The organism is Clostridium lapidicellarium, assembly GCF_041224415.1.
GTDB classification, from domain to species: domain Bacteria; phylum Bacillota; class Clostridia; order Clostridiales; family Clostridiaceae; genus Clostridium_B; species Clostridium_B lapidicellarium.
In genome coordinates, this window is record NZ_JBGFFE010000019.1 from 1 (window position 1) to 25830 (window position 25830).

A 25830-nucleotide genomic window follows, 5' to 3' on the forward strand; every position below is an offset into this window, starting at 1 on the left:
TGAAAGCACTGCTAAGTTTTAGAATACCTAATGAGGAATTGAAACAGAAATTTGTGGAAGAAAATTCAGAATGCAAATTAGTTTTAGAATACCTAATGAGGAATTGAAACAGTGGTAAAAGATGTCCAAATTGCTTCGGAACTCCCGTTTTAGAATACCTAATTAGGAATTGAAACCAGATAAACATTCCAGCTATCATTTTGCAGTTCCCATGTTTTAAAATACCTAGTAAAGAATTGAAGCTGCTTTTTAAATATTTAGAAAAGAGGTAAACTATGGATAGATATATGTATTATGCAGTATTTGAGCCGTGTGAGAAAGGTGGATATTCAATATATTTCCCGGATTTGCCGAGTTGTATAACCGAGGGAGATGATTTGAGCGAGGCTCTTGCAATGGCAAAGGATGCACTAGAACTCCATATGTATTGTATAGAAGAAGATAGTGACGATATTCCCCAACCTACTCCGCCAGAAAAAATTAAAGTTGCTGGAGGTGACTTTGTTGTGCCTATCATAGCAGATATGAAGTTGGTAAGGACACAAATAAGCAATAAAACTGCCAACATTACTGTGACCGTGCCGCAATGGCTGAAGGACCGGGGAGAAGAAAGCGATCTGAACTTTTCTCAGCTTCTGCAGGAGGCAGTAAAACAAAAACTGAACATCGCTGACTAGCTATAATACTTTGTCCTACCTTGGGTGTAATGTCGTAAATCCAAGATTCAAATAATTTACAATCAGGAGTAGAAATATACATGCTAAACTTGCGGCATTCATAATACAATATAAATATATACAAAAAGTTAAAATACCTCTGGAAACCCACCGTATTTAATTGCGTGGGGCCTCAGAGGATCGCATTATGTTATTAGGCTGACAGAGTGAGATGTTTTGATTTATGAAAATTCTTCTAATTTCACATTACTGATGGGATAGTTGTAAGCATTTGGGCCATAGAAGTGCCACCATTCACTTTTGAGGCGTGTAAATCCGTGTTTCATCATAATTCCTGCAAGAAATTCCCTATTTTTGATGGCTTGGGCAGAAGCACCGCTGTAGTCGATAAAGGCTTTTTCTGTAAAATCATCAAAATCACTTGGCATTTCTACATTTATTCCATTTTTGTCTATGAGGGTTATATCCACGGCAGCACCCCTGTTGTGTACGGAACCGTGAGAGGGGTTTGCAACAAAGTCATCATCGGGCATAATTTTCCACATCATCTTCTGAACTGAAAGTGGTCTATATGCGTCCCATACTTTTATGGTAAGTCCATATTTATGGAATTCGCTGTTTGCTTCTGCAAGCTTTTTTGCAACTTCAAGCTGAAGAACAGCTTTCTTAACCGGGTAGACACTTTTCTTTAAGAAATTATCCTTTTTTGTATATTTTAAGTCAACTGCCAAAGTAGGATCTATTTTTGTAATTTCAACCAGCCCATCTATAATCTTCAGCTTTTTACCATTTACTTTTTTTATCATCATATCACTCCCATTTGATTCTTTTGCTTTTATTTAAGACTGCTGCCTGAATATTTCCTCGGTAGTTTGCCTGATAAATTCGTCTGTTTCATTAACATCAGTTTCATTGGAAGCAAAGCACAATATGAACGGCCTTTTGGCGTATACAATCCCTGCATCATGTGTGATCCCGTCATCATCGCCTGTTTTATGTGCGATACATATGTCTTCTGGCAGCAGATAGGGCATCTTGTAGTTGATCTGCTGGAGTTTGAATATCTCGAGCATGTCTCTGCTGTCATCAGGGGAGATCAAACTTCCATTCCACATCATTTCAAATAATCTGAGAATTTCACCAGGTGCAAAGTAGTTTTCTTTTCCGGATTTCTGGGCATCTGAATCAAATAAGATTCTGTTTACTCTTGTTTTTTTCAGGCTGAGTTTTTTCATTGTACTGTTGATGTCGTCCATTTTTAATTTATTTATCAAGATGTTTGCAGCCATGTTGTCACTTAGAATGATCATCAATATGCAGAGATCCTTCAGTGTAAGTTTTGCTCCAGGATGTATATAGGCAGCAGCTCCACAGGATGGAACTCTGTCTGATTCCCTGATCTCGACAAGTTCGTTCTTTGATAAGTCTTCTTCTTTAAATTTTCTGTATGCTTCAATTAAAACAGGTATTTTAATTATACTTGCAGCAATGAAGGGATCATCTTCGTTTACACCAAAACTATATCCGCTTTCCAGATCTTTGTAGCAAAATCCAACTTTACCTTTAAGGTTTTTAATTTTCTCCTTAATAATTTCAGAATTCATAAATTACCATCCCCTAAAAATGATTATTTGTTTAAGAAATCTCTGTCGACACAGTCAATTCCCGTTTTATTTCGCTCGTCGATTTTAACATACAGGTAAAACGGTATACCCAGAAGCATCAGTATGAATCCCCACAATACGGCTTCCTGACCGCAGCCGTAGACAGCATAGCAGCTGTAGGCGAAAGCTACAAGAGGGACAATTGATTTTCCGATAAAATTGCCGATATTTAGATTTTTACTATATTTTTTGCAAGTCAGCATCTCGGCACCGGCAGTTGTAATATAGGCCGGCAGAGTGGACATCGTAGACAGGAGCATTATAAATTGATATGCTGCATTTAATCCTTTTACATAATTTAAGATCAACAGAAGATTGGTTAATATACCTACAATGATCAATGACATTTCTGGCGTCCCATATTTCAAGTTCATTTTTTTAAAAACGGCCGGGAATGTTTTGTTGGCTGCACAGGCATAGGAACATCTTGCCGTAACTATGGCACATCCTGTTGCCGCTCCCAATGTTGATATGACAACTCCGATGGAAATAAATATACCTCCCCACCTGCCGCCGGTCATTAAATTCAGCATCTCGGCTATCGGTGCTTTTGAATCCGCAAGCTGATTTTGAGGCATAATACCAAATGAGACAGCGCTAACCAGTATGTAGATAATTGCTACAAAGATTGTTCCGAAGATTGTGGCCTTTTTAATGAATACAGGTGCATTTTTAGTTTCCTCTGCAGGGAAAACTCCCATTTCCAGACCCATGAAAGACCACAATGTGACTCCAATAGCCGCAGATAAAGTATTAATGCCTGATACTTTTTGGCTGGATACAGTATTAAAGTATTCCGGGTGAAAATGAAATAATCCAATTATCAAAAAAACCGCCAGGGGAATCAACTTGCATATGGTAGTGAATACAACAACACTTCCAGCTTGCTTAATACCTCTTATGTTAAAATAAATTATCGCCCACAGTATAATAGATGCTGCAGCGAAAGCAACTGCTCCATTTCCACTGATCACAGGAATTATATTTCCAAGGTACCTTATACATCCGTTTATCAATGCCCCTAAAGATGTCCATGCACCTATCCAATAAGCCCACCCCACCAAAAATGATGGAAATTCTCCAAATGCAACTCTTGTATATACCACCGGACCACCGGTTCTGGGAATCTTTGCCACCATATTTGCAAAAGTGATTGCAATGAAAATAGAACCAGTTCCTGTAATTGCCCAAGCTATGATTGCAGTCTTGGGATTTGTACTTGCAGCTAAATTTTGAGGTGCCATAAAAATACCTGATGCAATCATGCTTCCTACAACCATTGCTATAGCTGATGGAAAACCAAGTTCTCTTTTAAAGCCTGATCTTTCATCTTCGTTTTTATTATCATTTGACATTTTAATAACCCCCTTAATTTGTATCTTTTTTAATTATACTCCATAAATGAAATATTCTGAAAGGCTTAAATATCCAATTGTTTTTTATATTTACAAATGGTGAAGATAAAAATCAAGGCTGCCGCCGCATTGCAAAATAGAATCACTATTCCCATGGGGACAGATGTTTTTTCGCCGGCTATTCCTACAAGCGGGGAAGCTAGAGCACCTAATGCAAAGGGAACAAATCCCAGTAAAGAAGATGCACTGCCTGCATTGTCGCCTTTGGGATCCATTGCCAGGGATCCTGTAGTTGTTGTTATGGTACCGACAGAGGATATGACGATAAAAAGTGGAATCAGTATTGAAATCAGCGGGCCATTTATAACTGTCATGGCAAATAGTATTAAACTCCCCAAAAATGAAATGAGTAATCCAACCCCTAATATTTTATTTATGGCGAATTTCTTTGCCAGGTGTCCTGAAATCTGTGTTGTAAGGACAATACCCAATCCATTTATGGCGAAGCATAGACTGAACTGCTGGGCGGACAAACCATATATATCCTGAATGACAAAAGGTGAGGCCGATATGTATCCGAACATTCCTGCCAGGATAAAACCCTGAATGAAGGTGTACCCTATAAAAATTTTATCTTTGAAAAGATAGATCAAGCTTACAAAACTATTTTTTAGATTCCCGTTTATGCGCTTGTTTAATGGCAAGCTTTCTCTTGTACCTATCCATACTGTTATACACAGTAAAATTCCTAAAAATGTGAGAATGTAAAATATGCCTTTCCAGTTCACAAATCTCAGGAGCTGGGCTCCCAGTACAGGTGAGATTATTGGGGCAATTCCATTTACCAGCATTAGCATCGAAAAAAATTGTACTAAAAGTTTTCCGGAGTAAATGTCCCTTGCCATGGCCCTTGAAATGACAATACCGCCGGCTCCCGCAAGTCCCTGCAGAAATCTCATAAGAATGAAAATGTAAATCGATGAGGTCAGGGGGCACAGCAGAGAAGAAAGTGTAAAAATAATCAGTGATAGAATAAGGGGTTTTCTTCTTCCCGTTTTGTCACTTATGGGCCCGATGATAATTTGCCCAATAGCTAGACCCAGTAAACTTGTTGTTAAGCTTAACTGAGTAGTTGAAGTGGAGGCATTGAAAAAATTTGAGACAGTTGGGAGAGACGGAATATATAAATCGGTCACGAGAGGTCCCAGTCCGGCCAGGATTCCCAATATTATTGCAAGTTTTAGAAAATTTTTATCCATAAGTTTTGTCCTCCTTTATAATCAACTATTTAATTTTAACATAAAAATATAAAAAATCTTATTAATGTATGGTGAAAAATAGACTGTCCTGCATATATATTGATTGTAATGGCAAAGGGAAGGTGATATATATGTATGACCAACTGGTTAATTTAATCGGTACCTTAGGGGTTTCCCGCAGCAGTTAGTATATACCTGCTTTTTAGCTTTGGTGCAAAGCTTGATGCACTTATCAAGTCTGTGCAGGAGCTTGAAAGGAGTATATCAGCCGTTATGAAACATTTAGAATAGAAATAATTTCAATTTTCTCCGGTATTTAGATTAAATTTTCTAAATGTCGAGGAATTTGTTCATTTTTCCAAAGAAAATTCGATAATATAATGATTTTATAATAACTGCATTTTAGGTTAAAAAGCGGCAAAATATAAGCGAAAAGGGATATGATCTCAATTATGGATTATTGTATATTTTAATTGGGAAAGGGGATTAATATGGATATTTTTTTAGCGAGACAGCCAATTATTGACAAATCAGGAAGAGTTTTTGGATATGAAATCTTATTTAGAAACAGCGGTGATAGTAATAAATATGAGATGAGTTATGAAGATGGGGATAAAGCTACTATCAGGGTTATGCAGAATATTTTAGTCAACATGGGGGTAGACAGGATTGTTGGAAATAAGAAAGCTTTTATCAACTTCACTGAAAATATTTTGGAGTCGGATCTGTATTCTGTCGTTTCTCCTAAAAATGTGGTAATCGAAATTTTGGAAGGGATAAGTCCCACCGAGAAAGTCATAAATTCATGTAAATTTTTGAAGAAAAACGGATTTATTGTTGTACTGGATGATTTCGTGTTCAATAATACATATGTTGAACTCCTCAAATTTGTAGATAGTATAAAAATTGATTTCCTTGCAACAAAGGGAGAAGAAAGAAAAAATGTGATAGATAAAGCAAAGAGTATAAATCCAAATTTAAAATTTATAGCTGAAAAAGTTGAAACCCTGAAGGATTTTGATGAAGCTGTATCTCTGGGATATTCTTATTTTCAAGGTTATTATTTTAGCAAACCCCAGATAATTAAAGGTAAAAAAATACCTGTGAATAAAGTAATATATTTAAATTTGATAAAGGAATTGAATTCCAGTGAATTTTCCGTGGAAAATGTTGAAAATTTAATAAAAAAGGATGTCTCGCTGTCTTATGAGATGTTGAAATTGATAAATTCTGCAAAATATTTTTTCAAGAATAAAATTACTTCTATAAGGCAGACTGTGACGCTGCTGGGTGAGAGAGAAGTAAAAAAGTGGATATACTTTATATGTATGAAACCCATATGTGATGACAGGCCGCAGGTAGTTATGATAGAATCTTTATTTAGGGCAGAATTTTCAGAACTGTTGGTTGAAAGAAATAAAAAAGGCTCTCAATATCCCATGAATGCATATCTGACGGGAATTATGTCTCTTATGGATGTGATTTTACAAAAACCTCTCTATGAAATATTAGATGAACTGGTGATTCCGCAGGAAGTAAAATGTGCACTGGTAGGCAAAGAGAAAAATTATTACAGTAAAATACTTGATATAGTTATTGCATACCAAAAGGGAGAATGGGAAAAAAGTATAATGATGGCATCCTGTTTTGATATTGACAAGGAAGATTTGGCCGTTTCCTACCTCAAATCTATCAAATGGCTGGATGATGCTATTCCGGAACTTTAACTTCTGTTTTTGAACCAAGATTTAAATTTATACTTGCAGCAGATCCATTTATATGTCTTATACTGAATTTATAGCCTATCTTCACTACGGTGAGTATGTATTTTGGATCTCTGCTGTTAAGCTCTATTTTTTTCTCAAATTCTTTGTATGGGCATCTATGGTTCTGTCGAAATTTTAGTGTATACTTCCAAGTATTTATTTATGGTCCGGATTTAAGTGATGTAACATGTTTATTGATCATTATTTCATATCTTCACTTAAATAAGTTTTATTAAAAGCTATATTTTGTGCAGGATTTTTAACAAAAAAAATCGAATAAAGTATCGTATAAGTTAATTACCCCTAGTTATGTAAAATACGAATAAATGGAGGCTAATTATGGAAGTACATGAGATAAATGTTAAAACATATATTCTACAGGATATTACAGTAGAAGAAGCTTTGGAAGATCTGAGTAAATTGATCGACAAATCTTTTTATAAAAATAAAAATTTGACAAATTTTCATGAAGAGAATAAAATGAAAAACTATTGTTTTAACAGCCTGTATCCGTTGAATATGAAAACTAAAATATATGAAAAAGGATGCATATATAATTTTCAATTGAGATGTATAGGCTTTAAATTAAGAGATCATTTTTTAAAATTTTTAGCAAATGAGTATACATCGAAAGTAAAAGTACTTACATGTCAGAGTAAAAATATATATAAAAGACCTATAGATAGAATTTATAGTATAACTCCCTTGGTGGTGAAAATGCCAGGCAGTGAAAAGATTATATATTGGAGAAATGGATATACTGAAGATGAATTTTTTGAATACATAAGAACAACCAGTATAAAAAAATATGAGGTTTTAACGGGAGAGTGTTTGGACAAAAATTTGAAGCTGTTCAACTATATGAAAATAGATAATAAAAAACCTATAGCAGTTGATTTCAAGGGTAAGAGAATTCTTGGGGATAAGGTAACTCTAAGTGTTGAAACAAATAACCATGCTCAAAATATTGCTTACATGCTTCTTGGAACAGGCCTAGCTGATATGTGTCCGAGAGGATGTGGATTCATGAATTTCCAGTATGTTAGATAATTTTGGAGGTGATTATGTTTGATAAATGAAATCTGCAATATATTTAGTAGAGAATATCAAAAAAGCGGTGATGCCCTGATTGTAGACAACTATATTTTATCACCAGGAGATTATGTGAAATTTACGCTAGAAGATCAGGGAGAAGATATAGACATATTCAATGTGGACAAAAAGACAGATAGATTTCAGGATAGGTATAGAAAATTTGCAAAGATGGACTGTGTAAGCGGACTTATTTCAATGAACAAGCCTATTGATCCTGGTAAGATAGTACACAGCAATAATATGTATGCTTTTTATGTAAAAAAAGAAAATTTAAATTCAACTAGGGGAAAATTGAATGAGAAGGTAATAGATAGATACTATGATATTCTAAAAAATCCTGAGATTAAATATAAAAGCAAAACTAAAAGTTTGGAATTATATTTAAAATTTGAAAATGAAAATGGAAAGCCAGATGGGGAATTCATAGATAAAATTAGAAACTGGATAAAACAAAACATATATAAAATAGCAGATCGCTTAAATTTAAATAAAACCTATCTTAAATTATTCTATAGTACTGATCAGAAAAACTATGAGAGAGAAAGCCAGCGATACATAATACCCAATATTTATAACAGCACAAAATATAATATTAAAATTGGAAATAAAGTTTACGGGCTGCCGGATTTTAACATGGGATTGAATTCAAAAAAACCTTATCTTGATAATAAAACTAGAAAGAGCAGATTGCCGGTACTCATAGATTCCAGTACTGTTTCAATGGAAAAAAAGTTATTTGATAGTCTGTTGAACTATTCTGCGGAAAGAAAAAACTATATATATGTCGGTGAAGATATAGAGGCTGTAAATTATAAAGATAATAGGAAGACTGATTTTAGAGGATATTTCTTGAGAATAAACAAGGGAAAGGAAGTGGAAATTGCAGACTATGATTCAATAACTGAATACAGATATAAATTGAAAAGAGATATAGAGGTTTTCCCTATAATAGATAGAGGAATCGGCAAAAATTTTGAACTGTCTCTGAGCATTTTGACTGATATAGGTGAACTAAAAAGAGAAGTAAGTGAAATATTTTTTAACAAGTACCTGGAGAACAATTTTTTCACAGATGCAAAAGACATAAATTTAAATGATGCAAAGGTTAAAGAATGTCTTTTAAGGTATAGGTATGGGTTTTATACCTGGTTTTATAAAGGAGAGGATCTTTTAGTAAGTAAATTCTGGAATAGAATGACACTATATCTTTTATGTAATTCCATAAATAAGGGAAATGTAAACAGGGCAATAAATCAATTTAATTTAAGACATGCAGTACTTGGCTATTTTAATGATGGAAAAGGGGGAGAGAAAATGGGAGCAGTAGTTGAAAATGTTCGAAAGAATGTAGATAGAAAAATAAATATAAAAGAGGACAAAAAATATGAAGTGGAAATTGAGAACGATAGAGAATATCATTTTTGTATAGGGCAGCTTTTGAATTATTTCTATAGCTTAAACAAATCTTCAAGTAAAAATTATTCTTTTATAAATACTATAATCAATGCCAGAGATGTTAAAGTCGTAAGGGATAAGCTTAGGGCACTTTTTATAAAGTATGACTATGCAATACAATCATCCTTTAGATTCAACAATATGTACTATATGGTGCTATCCTATGAACCTGAAGGTGAAATTGACAAAGATCTTATAATAGCTGGATTTTTATGCCCTAATCTGATATATAAAAAATCCGAGGATAATAATAAAAAACATAATGATACGAGCAAGGAGGAAGATTAAATGAACAGAGTGTATGGTGTTATTGGTATCAAGTCCATTATGGCAAATTGGAATGCTGATTTTGGCGGCTATCCCAAAACAATAGGCGACGGATCTATATTTGGAAGTGACAAGGCACTTAAATACAGTATAAAGAAGTACTGGGAAGATAACGGAGAAAAAATACTCTACATAAAATCGTTTAAGACGGACAAGGATAAGATAAGGCCAAGATCCCTTGAAGAGAGGTATAATCAGGTATTTAATACCACTCTTACAAAAAAAGATGAAAGTACAGTTATATTAAAGAATCTTTTTTCAGCTTTAGATGTAAAGTCTTTTGGAGCTACATTTGCAGAGGAAGGGAATAATATATCACTTACAGGAGCTGTACAGATAGGTCAGGGATTTAATGTGTACGGAGGTTCCAGCACAGAGGAACAGCAGATATTATCCCCCTTCAGGAGCGATAGAAAAGTAAAGGATAATGAAGAAGCAAAAGAGGCAAATCAAAGTACCCTGGGTACAAAGATTGTAAGTGATGAGGCCCATTATCTGTATCCTTTTTATATAAACCCGATCTCTTATAAAGATTATGTGAATATGGGAGTGACGGATGGATATACGGAAGATGATTACAGAAAATTTAAAGAGGGTGCTCTTATAGGCGCTACAGCGCTTAATACCAATGCAAAAGCGGGATGTGAAAATGAATTTTCGTTATTTATAGAAACAGATGAAGAAACTTATCTTCCCAATTTGACTCAATTTATGAATTTTGATAAAGATGAAAATGGTGAGAATTCAATTACTTTTGCAGCAGAACTAAATGGAATTTTACAGGGAATCAAGGAAGACATTAAAAACATAGAGGTTTATTATAATGACTACAAGTTGAGATTAAACAATGTGCCGGAAGGAGCTAAAAAATTCAATATCTTTACAAGAAAAGAGGTTTAGACAATGAAGGTAGTTAGGTTCAAGCTTTCCGGGAAAACCGCATTTTTTAAAAAGCCGGATGTGAATACTTACTATTATTTTACATATGGCAATATACACAAGATAGCTCTTCTTGGCATCATTGGAAGTGTGCTTGGACTTGGAGGCTATAATGCGCAGAGCCAGGATTTTAAGAATAATGTTTATCCTGAATTCTATGAAAAGCTCAGAAACTCTAAGGTTTCAATAGTGCCTCTCAATGAACATGGTTATATAACAAAAAAAGTCCAGACCTTCAATAATTCTGTTGGATATGCAAGTAAGGAGAGTGGAGGAAATCTCATAGTAAAAGAACAGTGGCTGCAGGAACCAGAGTGGCTCATTTATGTAAAAATAGATAATGATACAGAGAAGTTTTCGTATATGATAAAAAATAATAAGGCCAAATTTATACCTTATCTTGGTACAAATGATCATTTTGCGGATATTACAGAGGTTAGTGAACTTGAAGCTGAAAAAATAAACGATGTGGATAAAATAGACAGCGTTTTTGAAACAAAATATTTTGAAATAGACAAATATCAGGATGAAAAAGGGGATACGGCCTGGAAATACACTGAATATCTGCCGGTAGCTCTTGACAGGGATTTAAATCAATATGAGTTTTCAGATTTTACGCAGACGAATATGTATATAGAGTCAGTTAACGGCGGCATACACATATACAGAGATGAGGAAATGAATAAAAATCTATATTTTTTTTAAGATTTGTAAAGGGTGAGTGTGGTGTATTTTGATAATGTAAAACTTTTTAGTGCTAAAAATTTTATACACAATGTGGATAAAATTTATGCACACAGGGACAGAAATGATAAAGACAACAAAGAAAAATTTATGAGGCATGTGAAATCAACCTATGATTATTTTAAACTTATATGTTCTGAGAAGAACTTGGATAATGTATTTTATAATTTTGAGCGGAGTATATTGAAAAATAGAGGTGAAGACACAATTCATTTGTGGAAAGAGATGTTTGCGAATACCATATATATGCATGATATGGGAAAGATAAATCCAGCATTTCAATATAATGTAATGTTGAATGAAGAGTATAAGAACAATACAGCTGTTGAAAAAAATCATTCTCTTCTTGGAGCCTATATATATGTAAGCTATTTCTATGGGAAAATAGAAAACATATGTAAAAGGCATGATAAATTTTATCTGAAATATTTTATGTATTTAAATTCCTACATAATATCAAAACATCATGGATTTTTGGACAGCATGGGGGAGTATAAAGAAAAGCTAAGGGCGTTTTCAAGAAGCCATAAAAAAGAGATCTATTATCCCAATTTAAATATGGATACATTGGATCAAAAAGTAATTCAAAATTCTTTTGAGAATTGCAGTAAATACATGAAGGACTGCTTATTATCAGATGATAGACTTGATTTTGTTATATACATCTATTCAAAATTACTGTTTTCCCTCCTTACAGCAGCGGATTATTATGCCACTTCTGAGTTTATGAATGGTGAGAAGATTAATGATCTTGGAATAATAGATGATGGCTTAAAAAGGAAGTTTGGTGAGGATGTAGACAGTTATAGTACTTTTAATAGCATAGAGGCTTATAGGAAAAATCCCGTGAAGGATGGGAAATATATAAGTATAAACCAGCTCAGATCAGAGATAACTATTGAGAGTGAAAAAAATTATATGGATAACCAGGATAAAAATATATATTATCTTGAAGCACCTACTGGTGGAGGCAAGACTATAACTTCTGTAAATCTTGCTAAATTGATACTGCAGTCAAATAAAAACATAAATAAATTATTCTATATTTTTCCCTTCAATACGCTGGTGGAGCAGACAGAAAATGAATTGATGAAGATATTTAATAATGACAGCATGATAAAGGAAAAATTGGCAGTAATAAACTCCATAACTCCTATAAAGATAAAAGATGTGGATGAGGACTGCAGTAATATAATTAATTTAAATACCGGTAAAAAGGTTGATTATAATAAATCTTTCGTAGACAGGATCTTTATAAATTATCCTTTTGTCATAACTACTCACGTAAAGCTGTTTAACTCCTTTTTTGGCACAAGCAGGGAAGAGGTATTTCCACTTGTGAATTTGTGCAATTCAGTGATAATTCTAGATGAAATACAGAGTTATAAAAATTCCATATGGAAGGAAATAATAAATTTTTTGAGCGTGTATTCAGAAATATTGAATATTAAAATCATAATAATGTCTGCTACGCTGCCGCGATTAAATAAACTTGTGGACAGTGATGTGGACAATTTTGTGTATTTGATAAAGAACAGAGATCATTATTTTAAAAATCCGTTTTTCAAGGACAGGGTAAAATTTGAAATGATTGACCTGGGAGAGGATGAAGATAAAGAATTTGAAAATCTTTTAAGAGATATAGAGCATGAAAGCAAAAGTAATAACAAAATATTGGTTGAATTCATATTCAAGACGAGGGCAGATAAATTTTTCGACTATATAAAGTCTAATGAAAAATTTTCTCAAAATTGTAAACATGAAGTTGCAATAGTTACTTCTGATGATAATAAAGCAGATAGAAACAGGGTCATAGAAAAGGCAAAAGAAAAGGATAAGAAAATAATTATAATAGCAACCCAGATTATTGAAGCCGGAGTTGATATAGATATGGATCTTGGATATAAAAACATATCTATTTTGGATGCAGAAGAACAGTTTATGGGAAGAATAAACAGGTCATGTTTAAATATTGGCAGGGTAAAATTCTTTAAAATGGATGATTGCAAAATTATATATAAAAGAGATGTGAGAAAAGAGGAAGAACTTACGCTGGCTAGCAGGGAGATCCAGGAGTTGTTGAAAGAGAAAAATTTTGGGAAGTATTATGAAAAAGTCATAGCTAAAATCGAGAAAGCTAAGAGGGAGTTAAATGATAATGGATATGGTGCTTTTATTAAAATTTTGAAAAATGTTGATTTTAAAGGGATAAAAGAACATATGCAGTTGATAGATGATTATAATCAGAATAAATATACTATATTTTTATCTAGGAAAATAAAAGATGAAAAAAATAATGTACTTGATGGGGATCAAATCTGGCAAGAGTACAAATCCCTTATAATGGGAAATAAAATGGATTATGCTGAAAAGAAAGTTAAGTTGTCGCAAATAAATTCCAAGTTGAATTATTTTATATATAGAGTTAAAAAAATGCCGCAGGAATACAGTGATATGCTTGGAGATATATATTACATTTCATATGGTGAAAAATACATAAAAGACGGCAGGTTCAATCAGGAGATATTTATTGGACAAACTCCTGACGAGGCAAATTTGTTTATGTAATTATGGAGTGATTTAACATGAGAATAAACGGTACGCTTATAAATTATTATTTTCACTGCAAGAGGCAGTGCTGGCTTCACGGCAGCAGAATCAACATGGAGGACAACAGCGAGGATGTTCACATAGGAAAGATAATCCATGAATTAAAATCCGAGGGAAAAAAGAATACAGAAATATCCATAGACAATGTGAAGATAGATAAGATCACAAGGGATTATCTTGTTGAGATAAAAAAATCCGATGCAGATGTAGAAGCGGTGAAATGGCAGGTGCTGTTCTATCTCAGCCTGTTGAAAAGCAAGGGAATTCATAGAGATGGAAAAATTGAATTTCAGGAGAAAAACAAGCAGGATAAAAAGATAATATATGTAAGCCTTACAGAGGAAAATGAAATGAAGCTAAAAGAGCTGAGCTCCAATATGGAAAAATTGTTTGAAGAGGACATGCCTCCTAAAGTCAAAAAAATAAAAGGATGCAGGAAGTGTGCCTATTATGAATACTGTTATATTTAGAATAGATTGTAGGAGGGTGAAATTTCATGGCCAGCGGTACTAAGTATTTGATGAGTATGGGTGAACTCAAGAGAAAGGACAATTCTGTTTTATTTCACAATGAAAAGGGAAATTTTTATCTGCCTATAGAATCCACAAGGGAAATATACTGTATGAATGAAATCACGGTGAACAGCAAATTTCTTGATTTTGCTGCGAAAGCCGGGATAGTAATTCACTTTTTTAATTACTATGGATACTACAGCGGTAGTTTTTATCCTAAAGAAACCCTGGTAAGCGGCAAAGTCACTATAAAACAGGTGGAAGCTTTTTTGAATAACAGAAACTATATAGCAAAGGCATTTGTACAAGGTATAGCGGATAATATATGTGAAGTGCTCTATCATTACTACAGACATGATAAAAAAGAAGTATATTCTACTATTAATTGGTTGAGAGAAAAAATTTCCGAGTATTTAGGAAATGACAATCTGAACATAAAACAAATATTGAGAATTGAAGGTGAAATATGGCAGAGATTTTATGAGAATTTCAAATATATTCTTCCTGAGGATTTCATACTTAACAAAAGAGTGAAAAGGCCGCCGGACAATCCTATAAATGCACTTATATCTTTTGGAAATTCTATTTTGTATTCCAAGACCGTATCTCAAATTTATAATACCCACCTGAATCAAACCATAAGTTATTTGCACGAGCCCTCTGAGGGCAGATTTTCTTTAAGCCTTGATCTGTCTGAAGTTTTCAAGCCGGTTATAGTGTACAGGACAATTTTTGAACTTATAAATACGAAGCAGATTCAAGTGAGCAAGCATTTTGATAAGAAGTATAATTACTGTCTTTTGAATGAGGAAGGCAAGAAGATATTTGTACAAGCCATTGAACAGAGATTTGAAAGTATTTTTGAACATAAAAAACTTAAAAGAAAGGTAAGTTACAAGACAGCTATAAAATTAGACGGATACAAGCTTATAAAATATTTGGTAGAAGGTGAAGATTTTAGACCTTTCAGCTTAAAGAATATGATGTAAGAATTGGGGGCAGTGCTTTATGGCGAAAAATTTTAATTTCAATTACGCCTTTGTATTTTATGATGTGAATGAAAAAAGGGTGAACAAGGTATTTAAAATATGTAAGAAATATTTTTATCACCATCAAAATTCTGTTTTCAGGGGGGTCATAACTCCTTCAAAATTGATAAAATTGAAAAGTGAATTGAATAAAATTGTTGAAGGGAAAGATTTTATAACAATAATAAAGCTTATAAATGACAGTTGTTTTGATGAAGAAACTTTGGGAGTAAATGTAAATAATACTGAAAATTTAATACTTTAATTTTCCAACCGAAATGAATTTTAAAAGTGCTTCAATATCTTGAATTAAAATGGATTGAGGCACTTTTTTGTTTACTTTTTAAAAAAGGAAAATTGGCTGGAAAATTTTCATCAAAATGCTTTATTTATGGGACTTTAAGTCTTATAATAGAAATAAAGAATGGCTAATTTACATTAGTTGAACCTTAACATGAGATGTATTTAAATCAGGTCTGTTTGACATGGCCCTAAAGATTGTCGGCGGGTTGAACCTTAACATGAGATGTATTTAAATAGAATAAGTTTAGATATTCTTGATGCATTTTCTTCGTTGAACCTTAACATGAGATGTATTTAAATTCTTCCGACATCTTGCCTTTCTCAAGCCGTACAGTAGTTGAACCTTAACATGAGATGTATTTAAATATGTCTTATAATACAGCTTCAAAATTGCTATTCTACGTTGAACCTTAACATGAGATGTATTTAAATATTATTTTTCTATCTAAGCTTTTTACTCTACCTATGTTGAACCTTAACATGAGATGTATTTAAATTATGTCTTTATACAACCTTCTACCCCTATAATTGAGTTGAACCTTAACATGAGATGTATTTAAATGCATGAAGAAAAGATATATAAAATTATAAACAAAATGTTGAACCTTAACATGAGATGTATTTAAATTGGCGAGCCTCCTAATTCCCAGTTCTTCTTTGCCCAGTTGAACCTTAACATGAGATGTATTTAAATTAAAAGTAATATCCGTAATTATTGCATTGGGGAGCGTTGAACCTTAACATGAGATGTATTTAAATTACTTATTTGCATATTCGGGCATCCATGACTCTATGTTGAACCTTAACATGAGATGTATTTAAATATTTTAGACATATTTATTGGGGAGATAATATAATGGTTGAACCTTAACATGAGATGTATTTAAATAAGTACAGTTCCACAGCTTTGTCGCATTTCCTCAGGTTGAACCTTAACATGAGATGTATTTAAATGCCTTGGTATCAAATTCCTCATTTATCTTGTTCAGTGTTGAACCTTAACATGAGATGTATTTAAATCCAAGACCATTACTGATATGGGACAATTTATTAAATGTTGAACCTTAACATGAGATGTATTTAAATTATTTGAACGACATTGTCCACGGCAGAGCTAACAATCGTTGAACCTTAACATGAGATGTATTTAAATTTAATTTCCTTTGAGAAGTTACATAGCTTCCACGTTGTTGAACCTTAACATGAGATGTATTTAAATAAATCCAAGTCATTCATTTCAAGAGCAACAATTTCCGTTGAACCTTAACATGAGATGTATTTAAATCAGATCTTTTAACATATTGTTCCCTCCTGTGAACTAGTTGAACCTTAACATGAGATGTATTTAAATCATTGCAAACCAGGTATTGGACGCATTGGCTTCCCGGTTGAACCTTAACATGAGATGTATTTAAATTGAATTACAAGCTCGGAGACTACATCAAAATAGTGGGTTGAACCTTAACATGAGATGTATTTAAATGCACCACGGTTTATCTGTGCCAGTGCAATAACCGGGGTTGAACCTTAACATGAGATGTATTTAAATGCTCTAGTTAAATCCTTTGCTTTTCTTGCATTAAAGTTGAACCTTAACATGAGATGTATTTAAATCAGGAGCATTACAAGCTATAGCGGGACTTATGCATGGTTGAACCTTAACATGAGATGTATTTAAATTGGTTCATCCCAGGACTAAGGAGGTCACAAACTTTATGTTGAACCTTAACATGAGATGTATTTAAATAATGGTTGTGGATGCCGCACCTGAAGCACTTGATACGTTGAACCTTAACATGAGATGTATTTAAATGACTTGCTAGAATGGACATGAAAAAGCAATTGATGAGTTGAACCTTAACATGAGATGTATTTAAATAATGGTTGTGGATGCCGCACCTGAAGCACTTGATACGTTGAACCTTAACATGAGATGTATTTAAATGACTTGCTAGAATGGACATGAAAAAGCAATTGATGAGTTGAACCTTAACATGAGATGTATTTAAATCAGCTAAATACCATGTAGTCAATGATGGCTCGGCATGTTGAACCTTAACATGAGATGTATTTAAATAATCTGCAGGGCGGGCAAAAATCATGTGGATGCCTAGTTGAACCTTAACATGAGATGTATTTAAATAATATTTGCTTACATTTCTTGTAAATGCTTTTCCTGTTGAACCTTAACATGAGATGTATTTAAATTACCAATGATTAATAAGCATTTTTTCAGCTAATTTGTTGAACCTTAACATGAGATGTATTTAAATTCTAAACTTCCAACGGCAAAGAAATTTAAACGCTGGGTTGAACCTTAACATGAGATGTATTTAAATCAATTATGCCTTCGATCCCTTTTAACGCCGCCATGTTGAACCTTAACATGAGATGTATTTAAATGTCTTGCCCCTGTATTGGAACTTGGGTATCAATATGGTTGAACCTTAACATGAGATGTATTTAAATCAGAGAAACAATCCCGTACGCCTTTCTCATCTTTGTGTTGAACCTTAACATGAGATGTATTTAAATATTTTAATTGGATAATTTTTGTAGTCTTCTAATCGTTGAACCTTAACATGAGATGTATTTAAATATTTTAAGGGCGTTCTCGGCTAAAATTTCGATATATGTTGAACCTTAACATGAGATGTATTTAAATACGTTATAAATCTTAATGCAGACAATATAACTGTAGGGTTGAACCTTAACATGAGATGTATTTAAATCTAGAAATTTTCCCTTTATTTTCATAGGGATGCTAGGTTGAACCTTAACATGAGATGTATTTAAATCGATTATGTTTTCTGCCTCTCCGAAAGCACATATAGTTGAACCTTAACATGAGATGTATTTAAATGCCGTACAGTATCAATTAGGCTTTTCATGGCGAGCCGTTGAACCTTAACATGAGATGTATTTAAATTGTCGATTTTGGTATTATGTTTGTACAGTATCATCAGTTGAACCTTAACATGAGATGTATTTAAATTTTTCCAAATCAGGGAGTCCTTCTTCAGCACCGTCGGTTGAACCTTAACATGAGATGTATTTAAATTACTGCTTGTTCAGTAGTTCCTCTGCTCTATTCTGTTGAACCTTAACATGAGATGTATTTAAATTGTCCCGATTTGAGAGTGCTTTTAATAACATTCTGGGTTGAACCTTAACATGAGATGTATTTAAATGCTTTTTTAACTGCGGCAACTTTATTTTCTCTTGCCGTTGAACCTTAACATGAGATGTATTTAAATTTTTTTACACTCCATACTATAACTATTTGTTAAACAGTTGAACCTTAACATGAGATGTATTTAAATGCCATATTATCACCACCTTTCGTAGTGATAATTCTAGTTGAACCTTAACATGAGATGTATTTAAATAGATGGCTGAAATCTACAATGCTCCGGAGCTTATGAAGTTGAACCTTAACATGAGATGTATTTAAATAAATCCAAGTCATTCATTTCAAGAGCAACAATGTCCGTTGAACCTTAACATGAGATGTATTTAAATAAGTCCAAGTCATTCATTTCAAGAGCAACAATGTCCGTTGAACCTTAACATGAGATGTATTTAAATAAGTCCAAGTCATTCATTTCAAGAGCAACAATTTCCGTTGAACCTTAACATGAGATGTATTTAAATAATCCTTGTTTAATAAAAGCGGAGAAAGCAAATTTACGTTGAACCTTAACATGAGATGTATTTAAATGAATTATTTAAATGCTTATGATGCCACCAAAAGAGAGTTGAACCTTAACATGAGATGTATTTAAATTCTAGGGCTATGCTTTGTAGATATCCAGTTACATAAGTTGAACCTTAACATGAGATGTATTTAAATTAGCTTCTAGGCTTGGATTTGTTCTTTTGTTCTTGGGTTGAACCTTAACATGAGATGTATTTAAATCTCACGGAGACCCCTAGGGCGTCGGCTATCTTTTGGTTGAACCTTAACATGAGATGTATTTAAATGTGCTGTGATAGAACACTGCGGACAATACCTAATAGTGTTGAACCTTAACATGAGATGTATTTAAATTTTCAAGAGCAACAATTTCCTCCCTCCTAAAACCACTGTTGAACCTTAACATGAGATGTATTTAAATGCTATTCTTTGTAGGGTTTTTGTATTTGGGTTTTTGTTGAACCTTAACATGAGATGTATTTAAATCTTATTATTTTACTCTGCATATCTGGTGTCATCCTTGTTGAACCTTAACATGAGATGTATTTAAATAAGGGATCCACCCACGCCCCGCAACTTGCACAATAGTTGAACCTTAACATGAGATGTATTTAAATGACGGTAAAAATAAATACGTTGTAGCTTTCTATATGGTTGAACCTTAACATGAGATGTATTTAAATCTTCAAGAACTTCTATATGGCAAATGGTTCATAGAGGTTGAACCTTAACATGAGATGTATTTAAATCAATAAAGCCCTGTTGTTCCTGCCCTTCTATCTCCCGGTTGAACCTTAACATGAGATGTATTTAAATTTTATCATTTTTATTCCTCCTTGTGGCAGTTTTCTGTTGAACCTTAACATGAGATGTATTTAAATTATCGACCTGGTATAAACTCCCCAGTTCTAAATACCGTTGAACCTTAACATGAGATGTATTTAAATCCCATATAAACGGAGCTGTATAAAGTTCCCTACCTAGTTGAACCTTAACATGAGATGTATTTAAATATTTTGAAACTAAGAAGTCTTCACAGGAAGCTATTCGTTGAACCTTAACATGAGATGTATTTAAATATAGATGAAGCTAAAGAATTACTTTACATGGTTTTAGTTGAACCTTAACATGAGATGTATTTAAATTCTTCGGTTGCTCTCTTTTTAGGTCCTGTATTATTGTTGAACCTTAACATGAGATGTATTTAAATTCCATATTTATTCCTCGCTTTCGATATCCTCTGGGTTGAACCTTAACATGAGATGTATTTAAATTTATTCAGTTGATATTGTAAAGCGTAAATCTGTTTTGTTGAACCTTAACATGAGATGTATTTAAATCTTCTCTTTTTCTCCTTTATTCTTGCTATTTAAATGTTGAACCTTAACATGAGATGTATTTAAATTTTCTAACATCCATTTCCAGCGTTACTCTTATTCTGTTGAACCTTAACATGAGATGTATTTAAATTGACCAAAGACCTTAATATGTGGGTACAGATGGCTGTTGAACCTTAACATGAGATGTATTTAAATCCCTCTTTGGCATCTGACTTAGCCTGTGCCATAGCAGTTGAACCTTAACATGAGATGTATTTAAATTGCAGTAATGTTTTAAGCCTTTCAATATCACCTTTAGGTTGAACCTTAACATGAGATGTATTTAAATTAGTCCATTAGCTCCAATGCATCTCCTAGTTTGAAAGTTGAACCTTAACATGAGATGTATTTAAATTCAAGTATTTTATCTCTATCAATTTCTCTATGTTTGTTGAACCTTAACATGAGATGTATTTAAATAGTTTTAAATTGCTAACCTTATCTACCCATAAAACGTTGAACCTTAACATGAGATGTATTTAAATATTAATGGATGATGAAACTTGGATGGATGCAAATACGTTGAACCTTAACATGAGATGTATTTAAATTCTATAGTTAATTCCTGTTCCTCTTCTTTTTCTTCGTTGAACCTTAACATGAGATGTATTTAAATCTCACTAAAATCGAACATCTGGACATTGCTTTCTGGGTTGAACCTTAACATGAGATGTATTTAAATCCATGTCTAAGGATACCCAACTATTTTTATAACACGTTGAACCTTAACATGAGATGTATTTAAATTCTCTTGCGGCTCCTATTTCGGCAGTAATACTTGCTGTTGAACCTTAACATGAGATGTATTTAAATCACCTCCTAAATTTCTAAATCGCTTCAAACGCCCCTGTTGAACCTTAACATGAGATGTATTTAAATGTAGGCAGAGTAGACAATTCCTCATTTGTAGCAACGTTGAACCTTAACATGAGATGTATTTAAATTTGTATTCCTGAATCATGGCAGACCTTTTCGCCTCAGGTTGAACCTTAACATGAGATGTATTTAAATCCGTTAATCCAAAGCGTACCTTCTGTACCGGAAAGTAGTTGAACCTTAACATGAGATGTATTTAAATTATTCATATCTGTGTCTATATTTTTTATATATCCCGTTGAACCTTAACATGAGATGTATTTAAATGCTAGTATTTTGTTACTTTTCGCTTCTAGCTCTTCAAGTTGAACCTTAACATGAGATGTATTTAAATTTGTCGCTTTTCACGATTTTGCCATCTTTGAAGTTTGTTGAACCTTAACATGAGATGTATTTAAATCAGAGAAAACTTACACAGACTCCGGGCTTACTCCGGGTTGAACCTTAACATGAGATGTATTTAAATGAAGTTACTAGAATAATATTGCTTACATTATCCGCGTTGAACCTTAACATGAGATGTATTTAAATTAGTAGAAACTTAACCCCGTATAAATGCCTATCTTGGTTGAACCTTAACATGAGATGTATTTAAATTTGTATGCTCTACTGCCATGTCCACCTAAAGCTCTTGTTGAACCTTAACATGAGATGTATTTAAATTTCCTGCCCATGGCATTATATTATCAAAATCGGATGGTTGAACCTTAACATGAGATGTATTTAAATTTCTCCCAATTCACCTTGCCGAAGATAAACTTTACTCGTTGAACCTTAACATGAGATGTATTTAAATTCTGTATAATTTGTATCTTTTGATATTTGGACATTTAGTTGAACCTTAACATGAGATGTATTTAAATTTTTCACCATGCTCTAAAAAGTTTAGAACTACTTTTGTTGAACCTTAACATGAGATGTATTTAAATAAAAATAAAAAATAATTTCAAACTAGGAGATGCATGTTGAACCTTAACATGAGATGTATTTAAATATGTCTTTGTAGTGTGTTAAGTAGATATATCGTCTTGTTGAACCTTAACATGAGATGTATTTAAATAGGGTAAATAATTCGTCTATAAGATCATGCGGTGACGTTGAACCTTAACATGAGATGTATTTAAATTGCCCATTCTTTTGGTGTACTGCATATGTCTCTTCGTTGAACCTTAACATGAGATGTATTTAAATTCTTCGGTTGCTCTCTTTTTAGGTCGTGTATTATTGTTGAACCTTAACATGAGATGTACTTAAATTCTTCGGTTGCTCTCTTTTTAGGTCCTGTATTATTGTTGAACCTTAACATGAGATGTATTTAAATTTTGCATCAGGCCCTTAGATGGGTGCCCTTCTATCGCGTTGAACCTTAACATGAGATGTATTTAAATAGTTTTTTATTTAAGGCTTCTTCTTTTTCTTTTCTCGTTGAACCTTAACATGAGATGTATTTAAATGAGTATACAAAAGAAAACATAGATGAAATAGTAGCAGTTGAACCTTAACATGAGATGTATTTAAATTGTATCCTCACCTTCTGCCTAACTCTTGTTGAATTTGTTGAACCTTAACATGAGATGTATTTAAATTAATATTCCCCCATTATTTTAACTTAATAATTACTGTTGAACCTTAACATGAGATGTATTTAAATGTTCCTCTATTAGCAATAGCCTCGCTAAGTATTACATGTTGAACCTTAACATGAGATGTATTTAAATTACTTTCCAAGAGGATCCCCTTTATTGCTTATTACGTTGAACCTTAACATGAGATGTATTTAAATTATCCTCTGCTTCTACTATTTCAATATAAGATTCAGTTGAACCTTAACATGAGATGTATTTAAATGAGGTGGATTTACCTTGATTGGTTAACTGATATAAGTTGAACCTTAACATGAGATGTATTTAAATAGCTTATATACCTATATTGAATAATATAGATATTGCGTTGAACCTTAACATGAGATGTATTTAAATGAACAGGACGAGTTGCAACAGGTTCTGGACCTGTAAGTTGAACCTTAACATGAGATGTATTTAAATTTATTGTCCTTTAACATGTAAGTTCCAAGAAGCTTGTTGAACCTTAACATGAGATGTATTTAAATGCTATCTGTTTTGCCTTATCATTATTGTCCTTTAAGTTGAACCTTAACATGAGATGTATTTAAATTAACAAATAAAAAGTACGCCCTAAAGCAGTCTTCTGTTGAACCTTAACATGAGATGTATTTAAATTATTTTAAAGTATTTGCTGTACCTGGAGCTACTAATGTTGAACCTTAACATGAGATGTATTTAAATCGGATAGATCTCCAATTTTCGCCGTAGTTATAGTAGTTGAACCTTAACATGAGATGTATTTAAATCAGAAGGTGTTGGCAGCTGTAACTCCAAGGAGGATAGTTGAACCTTAACATGAGATGTATTTAAATCCTTCTTTGGACGGAATATATCCACCTGTGTGATTGTTGAACCTTAACATGAGATGTATTTAAATGTCATTTAATCACCTACCCTTTCTTGTTCTGTTCCGTTGAACCTTAACATGAGATGTATTTAAATGCATCTGCTAGGTCTGGTTTTCCATTGCTTTGACTCGTTGAACCTTAACATGAGATGTATTTAAATCCTCTTACAGCAGAACTGATTACATCTGCACTTCCTGTTGAACCTTAACATGAGATGTATTTAAATTATCCTCCCATATGCCACCTGATTATAATAATTTCTGTTGAACCTTAACATGAGATGTATTTAAATTATTTCTAAAAATTGTTTTAACCTCCTGTAGTTTTTCGTTGAACCTTAACATGAGATGTATTTAAATTGGCTTACCCCCGCCAATTTTGCTATTTCTTCTCTAGTTGAACCTTAACATGAGATGTATTTAAATGGATTCCAAATATGGCATCTGCAACCTTGTCGGCAAGTTGAACCTTAACATGAGATGTATTTAAATGTATTGAGATTAGATTGTAATTCTAAACTTTCTTCCGTTGAACCTTAACATGAGATGTATTTAAATAAATGTTAATAATTTTGACTATAATCCTTGTACCTGTTGAACCTTAACATGAGATGTATTTAAATGACTTGCTAGAATGGACATGAAAAAGCAGCTTATGTTGAACCTTAACATGAGATGTATTTAAATTACTTGCTAGAATGGACATGAAAAAGCAGCTTATGTTGAACCTTAACATGAGATGTATTTAAATTAAACTATTCCATAAATATTATGGGTATGGGAAAAAGTTGAACCTTAACATGAGATGTATTTAAATCATAAATCGCACCAGCTTCTAGCATGTTCCAAGTCTGTTGAACCTTAACATGAGATGTATTTAAATATGCTACAGCCATAATCCCAACAAATATGCCCATACAGTTGAACCTTAACATGAGATGTATTTAAATGCATGTACAAGCTCCATAATCTTGTCACGGCCTATGTTGAACCTTAACATGAGATGTATTTAAATTACTTCCTTTCCATGGATTATTTTTTTGTATTTATCCGTTGAACCTTAACATGAGATGTATTTAAATCCTTTTCCCCGCCTACTGAATTCATGCGTATTTTCTGTTGAACCTTAACATGAGATGTATTTAAATAATTTAGAAAGTTATGGAGGGATTAACATGGATAAGTTGAACCTTAACATGAGATGTATTTAAATCATCTAGCTCTCTGCATAGTTTCATATTTTTTTATGTTGAACCTTAACATGAGATGTATTTAAATATTTTAGTGGGGTCTAATGGATAAAGTCCTTGTATAGTTGAACCTTAACATGAGATGTATTTAAATTCTTTGCTGTTCTGGATGAAATAAACTTGTTTAACTGTTGAACCTTAACATGAGATGTATTTAAATTATATCCTCCTATTCCAATGCATAAACACATATATTGTTGAACCTTAACATGAGATGTATTTAAATTACTTCTTAGTACATTCATTACAATACCTTTGTCCTGTTGAACCTTAACATGAGATGTATTTAAATCGGACGCCGCACTTGCTGCCAGCCCATCTACATGGGGTTGAACCTTAACATGAGATGTATTTAAATTTTACATAAAAATCTACTCTTATCCTCATAATGTCCGTTGAACCTTAACATGAGATGTATTTAA

At 32.9% G+C, this 25830-nt stretch carries 14 protein-coding genes, 2 pseudogenes and 1 CRISPR repeat array (1 of these 17 only partly in view); of the genes and pseudogenes, 11 read left to right on the plus strand and 5 right to left on the minus strand.

What is annotated here, in order from left to right:
• Positions 1-275 precede the first annotated feature (275 nt).
• Positions 276-677 carry a type II toxin-antitoxin system HicB family antitoxin gene (locus tag AB8S09_RS11680; protein ID WP_369869175.1) on the plus strand — a complete coding sequence of 134 codons (402 nt, stop codon included), beginning with the start codon at positions 276-278 and terminating at the stop codon, positions 675-677.
• A gap of 221 nt (positions 678-898) precedes the next feature.
• Here AB8S09_RS11680 and AB8S09_RS11685 read toward each other — a convergent pair whose 3' ends face one another.
• The 4 genes from AB8S09_RS11685 to AB8S09_RS11700 form a co-directional block, all read right to left on the minus strand.
• On the minus strand, positions 899-1486 hold the full coding sequence (locus AB8S09_RS11685; protein ID WP_369869176.1) for a M15 family metallopeptidase: 588 nt from the start codon (positions 1484-1486) through the stop codon (positions 899-901).
• A gap of 30 nt (positions 1487-1516) precedes the next feature.
• Entirely contained in the window at positions 1517-2281 is a 765-nt protein-coding gene (locus AB8S09_RS11690; RefSeq protein WP_369869177.1) for a serine hydrolase, read from the minus strand.
• Between the two features lie 23 nt (positions 2282-2304).
• Positions 2305-3696, minus strand: coding sequence for an amino acid permease (locus tag AB8S09_RS11695; protein WP_369869178.1), 1392 nt, complete (start codon positions 3694-3696; stop codon positions 2305-2307).
• A 65-nt stretch (positions 3697-3761) separates the two neighbouring features.
• Positions 3762-4955, minus strand: a complete 1194-nt coding sequence (locus tag AB8S09_RS11700; protein ID WP_369869179.1) for a multidrug effflux MFS transporter — start codon at positions 4953-4955, stop codon at positions 3762-3764.
• 180 nt (positions 4956-5135) lie between these two features.
• Here AB8S09_RS11700 and AB8S09_RS11705 point away from each other — a divergent pair.
• Both AB8S09_RS11705 and AB8S09_RS11710 read left to right on the plus strand, forming a co-directional pair.
• Positions 5136-5246 (plus strand): annotated as a pseudogene (locus AB8S09_RS11705) (YvrJ family protein); the annotation flags it as partial.
• Positions 5247-5446: 200 nt separating this feature from the next.
• Complete coding sequence (locus AB8S09_RS11710; protein WP_369869180.1) at positions 5447-6682, plus strand: EAL and HDOD domain-containing protein; 1236 nt, start codon at positions 5447-5449, stop codon at positions 6680-6682.
• Here the strand turns inward: AB8S09_RS11710 and AB8S09_RS11715 are convergent.
• A pseudogene (locus AB8S09_RS11715) lies at positions 6666-6853 on the minus strand (winged helix-turn-helix domain-containing protein); the annotation flags it as partial. The gene AB8S09_RS11710 and the pseudogene AB8S09_RS11715 sit on opposite strands and share 17 nt — an antisense overlap.
• Before the next feature lie 207 nt (positions 6854-7060).
• Here AB8S09_RS11715 and AB8S09_RS11720 point away from each other — a divergent pair.
• The 8 genes from AB8S09_RS11720 to cas2 are packed head-to-tail and all read left to right on the plus strand — an operon-like array spanning position 7061 to position 15696.
• A complete protein-coding gene (locus tag AB8S09_RS11720) occupies positions 7061-7771 on the plus strand; it encodes a hypothetical protein (protein ID WP_369869181.1) in 711 nt (236 codons plus the stop codon).
• Positions 7772-7789: 18 nt separating this feature from the next.
• Entirely contained in the window at positions 7790-9559 is a 1770-nt protein-coding gene (locus AB8S09_RS11725; protein ID WP_369869182.1) for a hypothetical protein, read from the plus strand.
• Positions 9560-10498, plus strand: coding sequence for a type I CRISPR-associated protein Cas7 (locus tag AB8S09_RS11730; protein ID WP_369869183.1), 939 nt, complete (start codon positions 9560-9562; stop codon positions 10496-10498).
• A gap of 3 nt (positions 10499-10501) precedes the next feature.
• On the plus strand, positions 10502-11242 hold the full coding sequence (cas5b, locus tag AB8S09_RS11735; protein WP_369869184.1) for a type I-B CRISPR-associated protein Cas5b: 741 nt from the start codon (positions 10502-10504) through the stop codon (positions 11240-11242).
• 21 nt (positions 11243-11263) lie between these two features.
• A complete protein-coding gene (gene cas3 / locus AB8S09_RS11740) occupies positions 11264-13849 on the plus strand; it encodes a CRISPR-associated helicase Cas3' (protein ID WP_369869185.1) in 2586 nt (861 codons plus the stop codon).
• A gap of 17 nt (positions 13850-13866) precedes the next feature.
• Positions 13867-14361 (plus strand): CRISPR-associated protein Cas4, encoded by a 495-nt coding sequence (cas4, locus tag AB8S09_RS11745; protein WP_369869186.1) that lies wholly within the window; start codon positions 13867-13869, stop codon positions 14359-14361.
• A gap of 26 nt (positions 14362-14387) precedes the next feature.
• Positions 14388-15392, plus strand: a complete 1005-nt coding sequence (gene cas1b / locus AB8S09_RS11750; RefSeq protein WP_369869187.1) for a type I-B CRISPR-associated endonuclease Cas1b — start codon at positions 14388-14390, stop codon at positions 15390-15392.
• Between the two features lie 19 nt (positions 15393-15411).
• The gene (cas2, locus tag AB8S09_RS11755; protein WP_369869188.1) at positions 15412-15696 is read left to right on the plus strand and encodes a CRISPR-associated endonuclease Cas2; all 285 of its coding nucleotides are present in this window, start codon (positions 15412-15414) and stop codon (positions 15694-15696) included.
• A gap of 176 nt (positions 15697-15872) precedes the next feature.
• Positions 15873-25830: direct repeats of the CRISPR family, unit length 30 nt; unit sequence GTTGAACCTTAACATGAGATGTATTTAAAT (it continues 988 nt past the right edge of the window).

What these genes read in the sequence shown, in the direction of transcription:
- AB8S09_RS11685 (WP_369869176.1), bottom strand. Translation starts at nt 1,486, where the DNA reads ATGATGATAAAAAAAGTAAATGGTAAAAAGCTGAAGATTATAGATGGG.
- AB8S09_RS11730 (WP_369869183.1), top strand. Translation starts at nt 9,560, where the DNA reads ATGAACAGAGTGTATGGTGTTATTGGTATCAAGTCCATTATGGCAAAT.
- cas5b (WP_369869184.1), top strand. Translation starts at nt 10,502, where the DNA reads ATGAAGGTAGTTAGGTTCAAGCTTTCCGGGAAAACCGCATTTTTTAAA.
- AB8S09_RS11700 (WP_369869179.1), bottom strand. Translation starts at nt 4,955, where the DNA reads ATGGATAAAAATTTTCTAAAACTTGCAATAATATTGGGAATCCTGGCC.
- cas4 (WP_369869186.1), top strand. Translation starts at nt 13,867, where the DNA reads ATGAGAATAAACGGTACGCTTATAAATTATTATTTTCACTGCAAGAGG.
- AB8S09_RS11695 (WP_369869178.1), bottom strand. Translation starts at nt 3,696, where the DNA reads ATGTCAAATGATAATAAAAACGAAGATGAAAGATCAGGCTTTAAAAGA.
- AB8S09_RS11720 (WP_369869181.1), top strand. Translation starts at nt 7,061, where the DNA reads ATGGAAGTACATGAGATAAATGTTAAAACATATATTCTACAGGATATT.
- AB8S09_RS11710 (WP_369869180.1), top strand. Translation starts at nt 5,447, where the DNA reads ATGGATATTTTTTTAGCGAGACAGCCAATTATTGACAAATCAGGAAGA.
- AB8S09_RS11680 (WP_369869175.1), top strand. Translation starts at nt 276, where the DNA reads ATGGATAGATATATGTATTATGCAGTATTTGAGCCGTGTGAGAAAGGT.
- AB8S09_RS11690 (WP_369869177.1), bottom strand. Translation starts at nt 2,281, where the DNA reads ATGAATTCTGAAATTATTAAGGAGAAAATTAAAAACCTTAAAGGTAAA.
- cas1b (WP_369869187.1), top strand. Translation starts at nt 14,388, where the DNA reads ATGGCCAGCGGTACTAAGTATTTGATGAGTATGGGTGAACTCAAGAGA.
- cas2 (WP_369869188.1), top strand. Translation starts at nt 15,412, where the DNA reads ATGGCGAAAAATTTTAATTTCAATTACGCCTTTGTATTTTATGATGTG.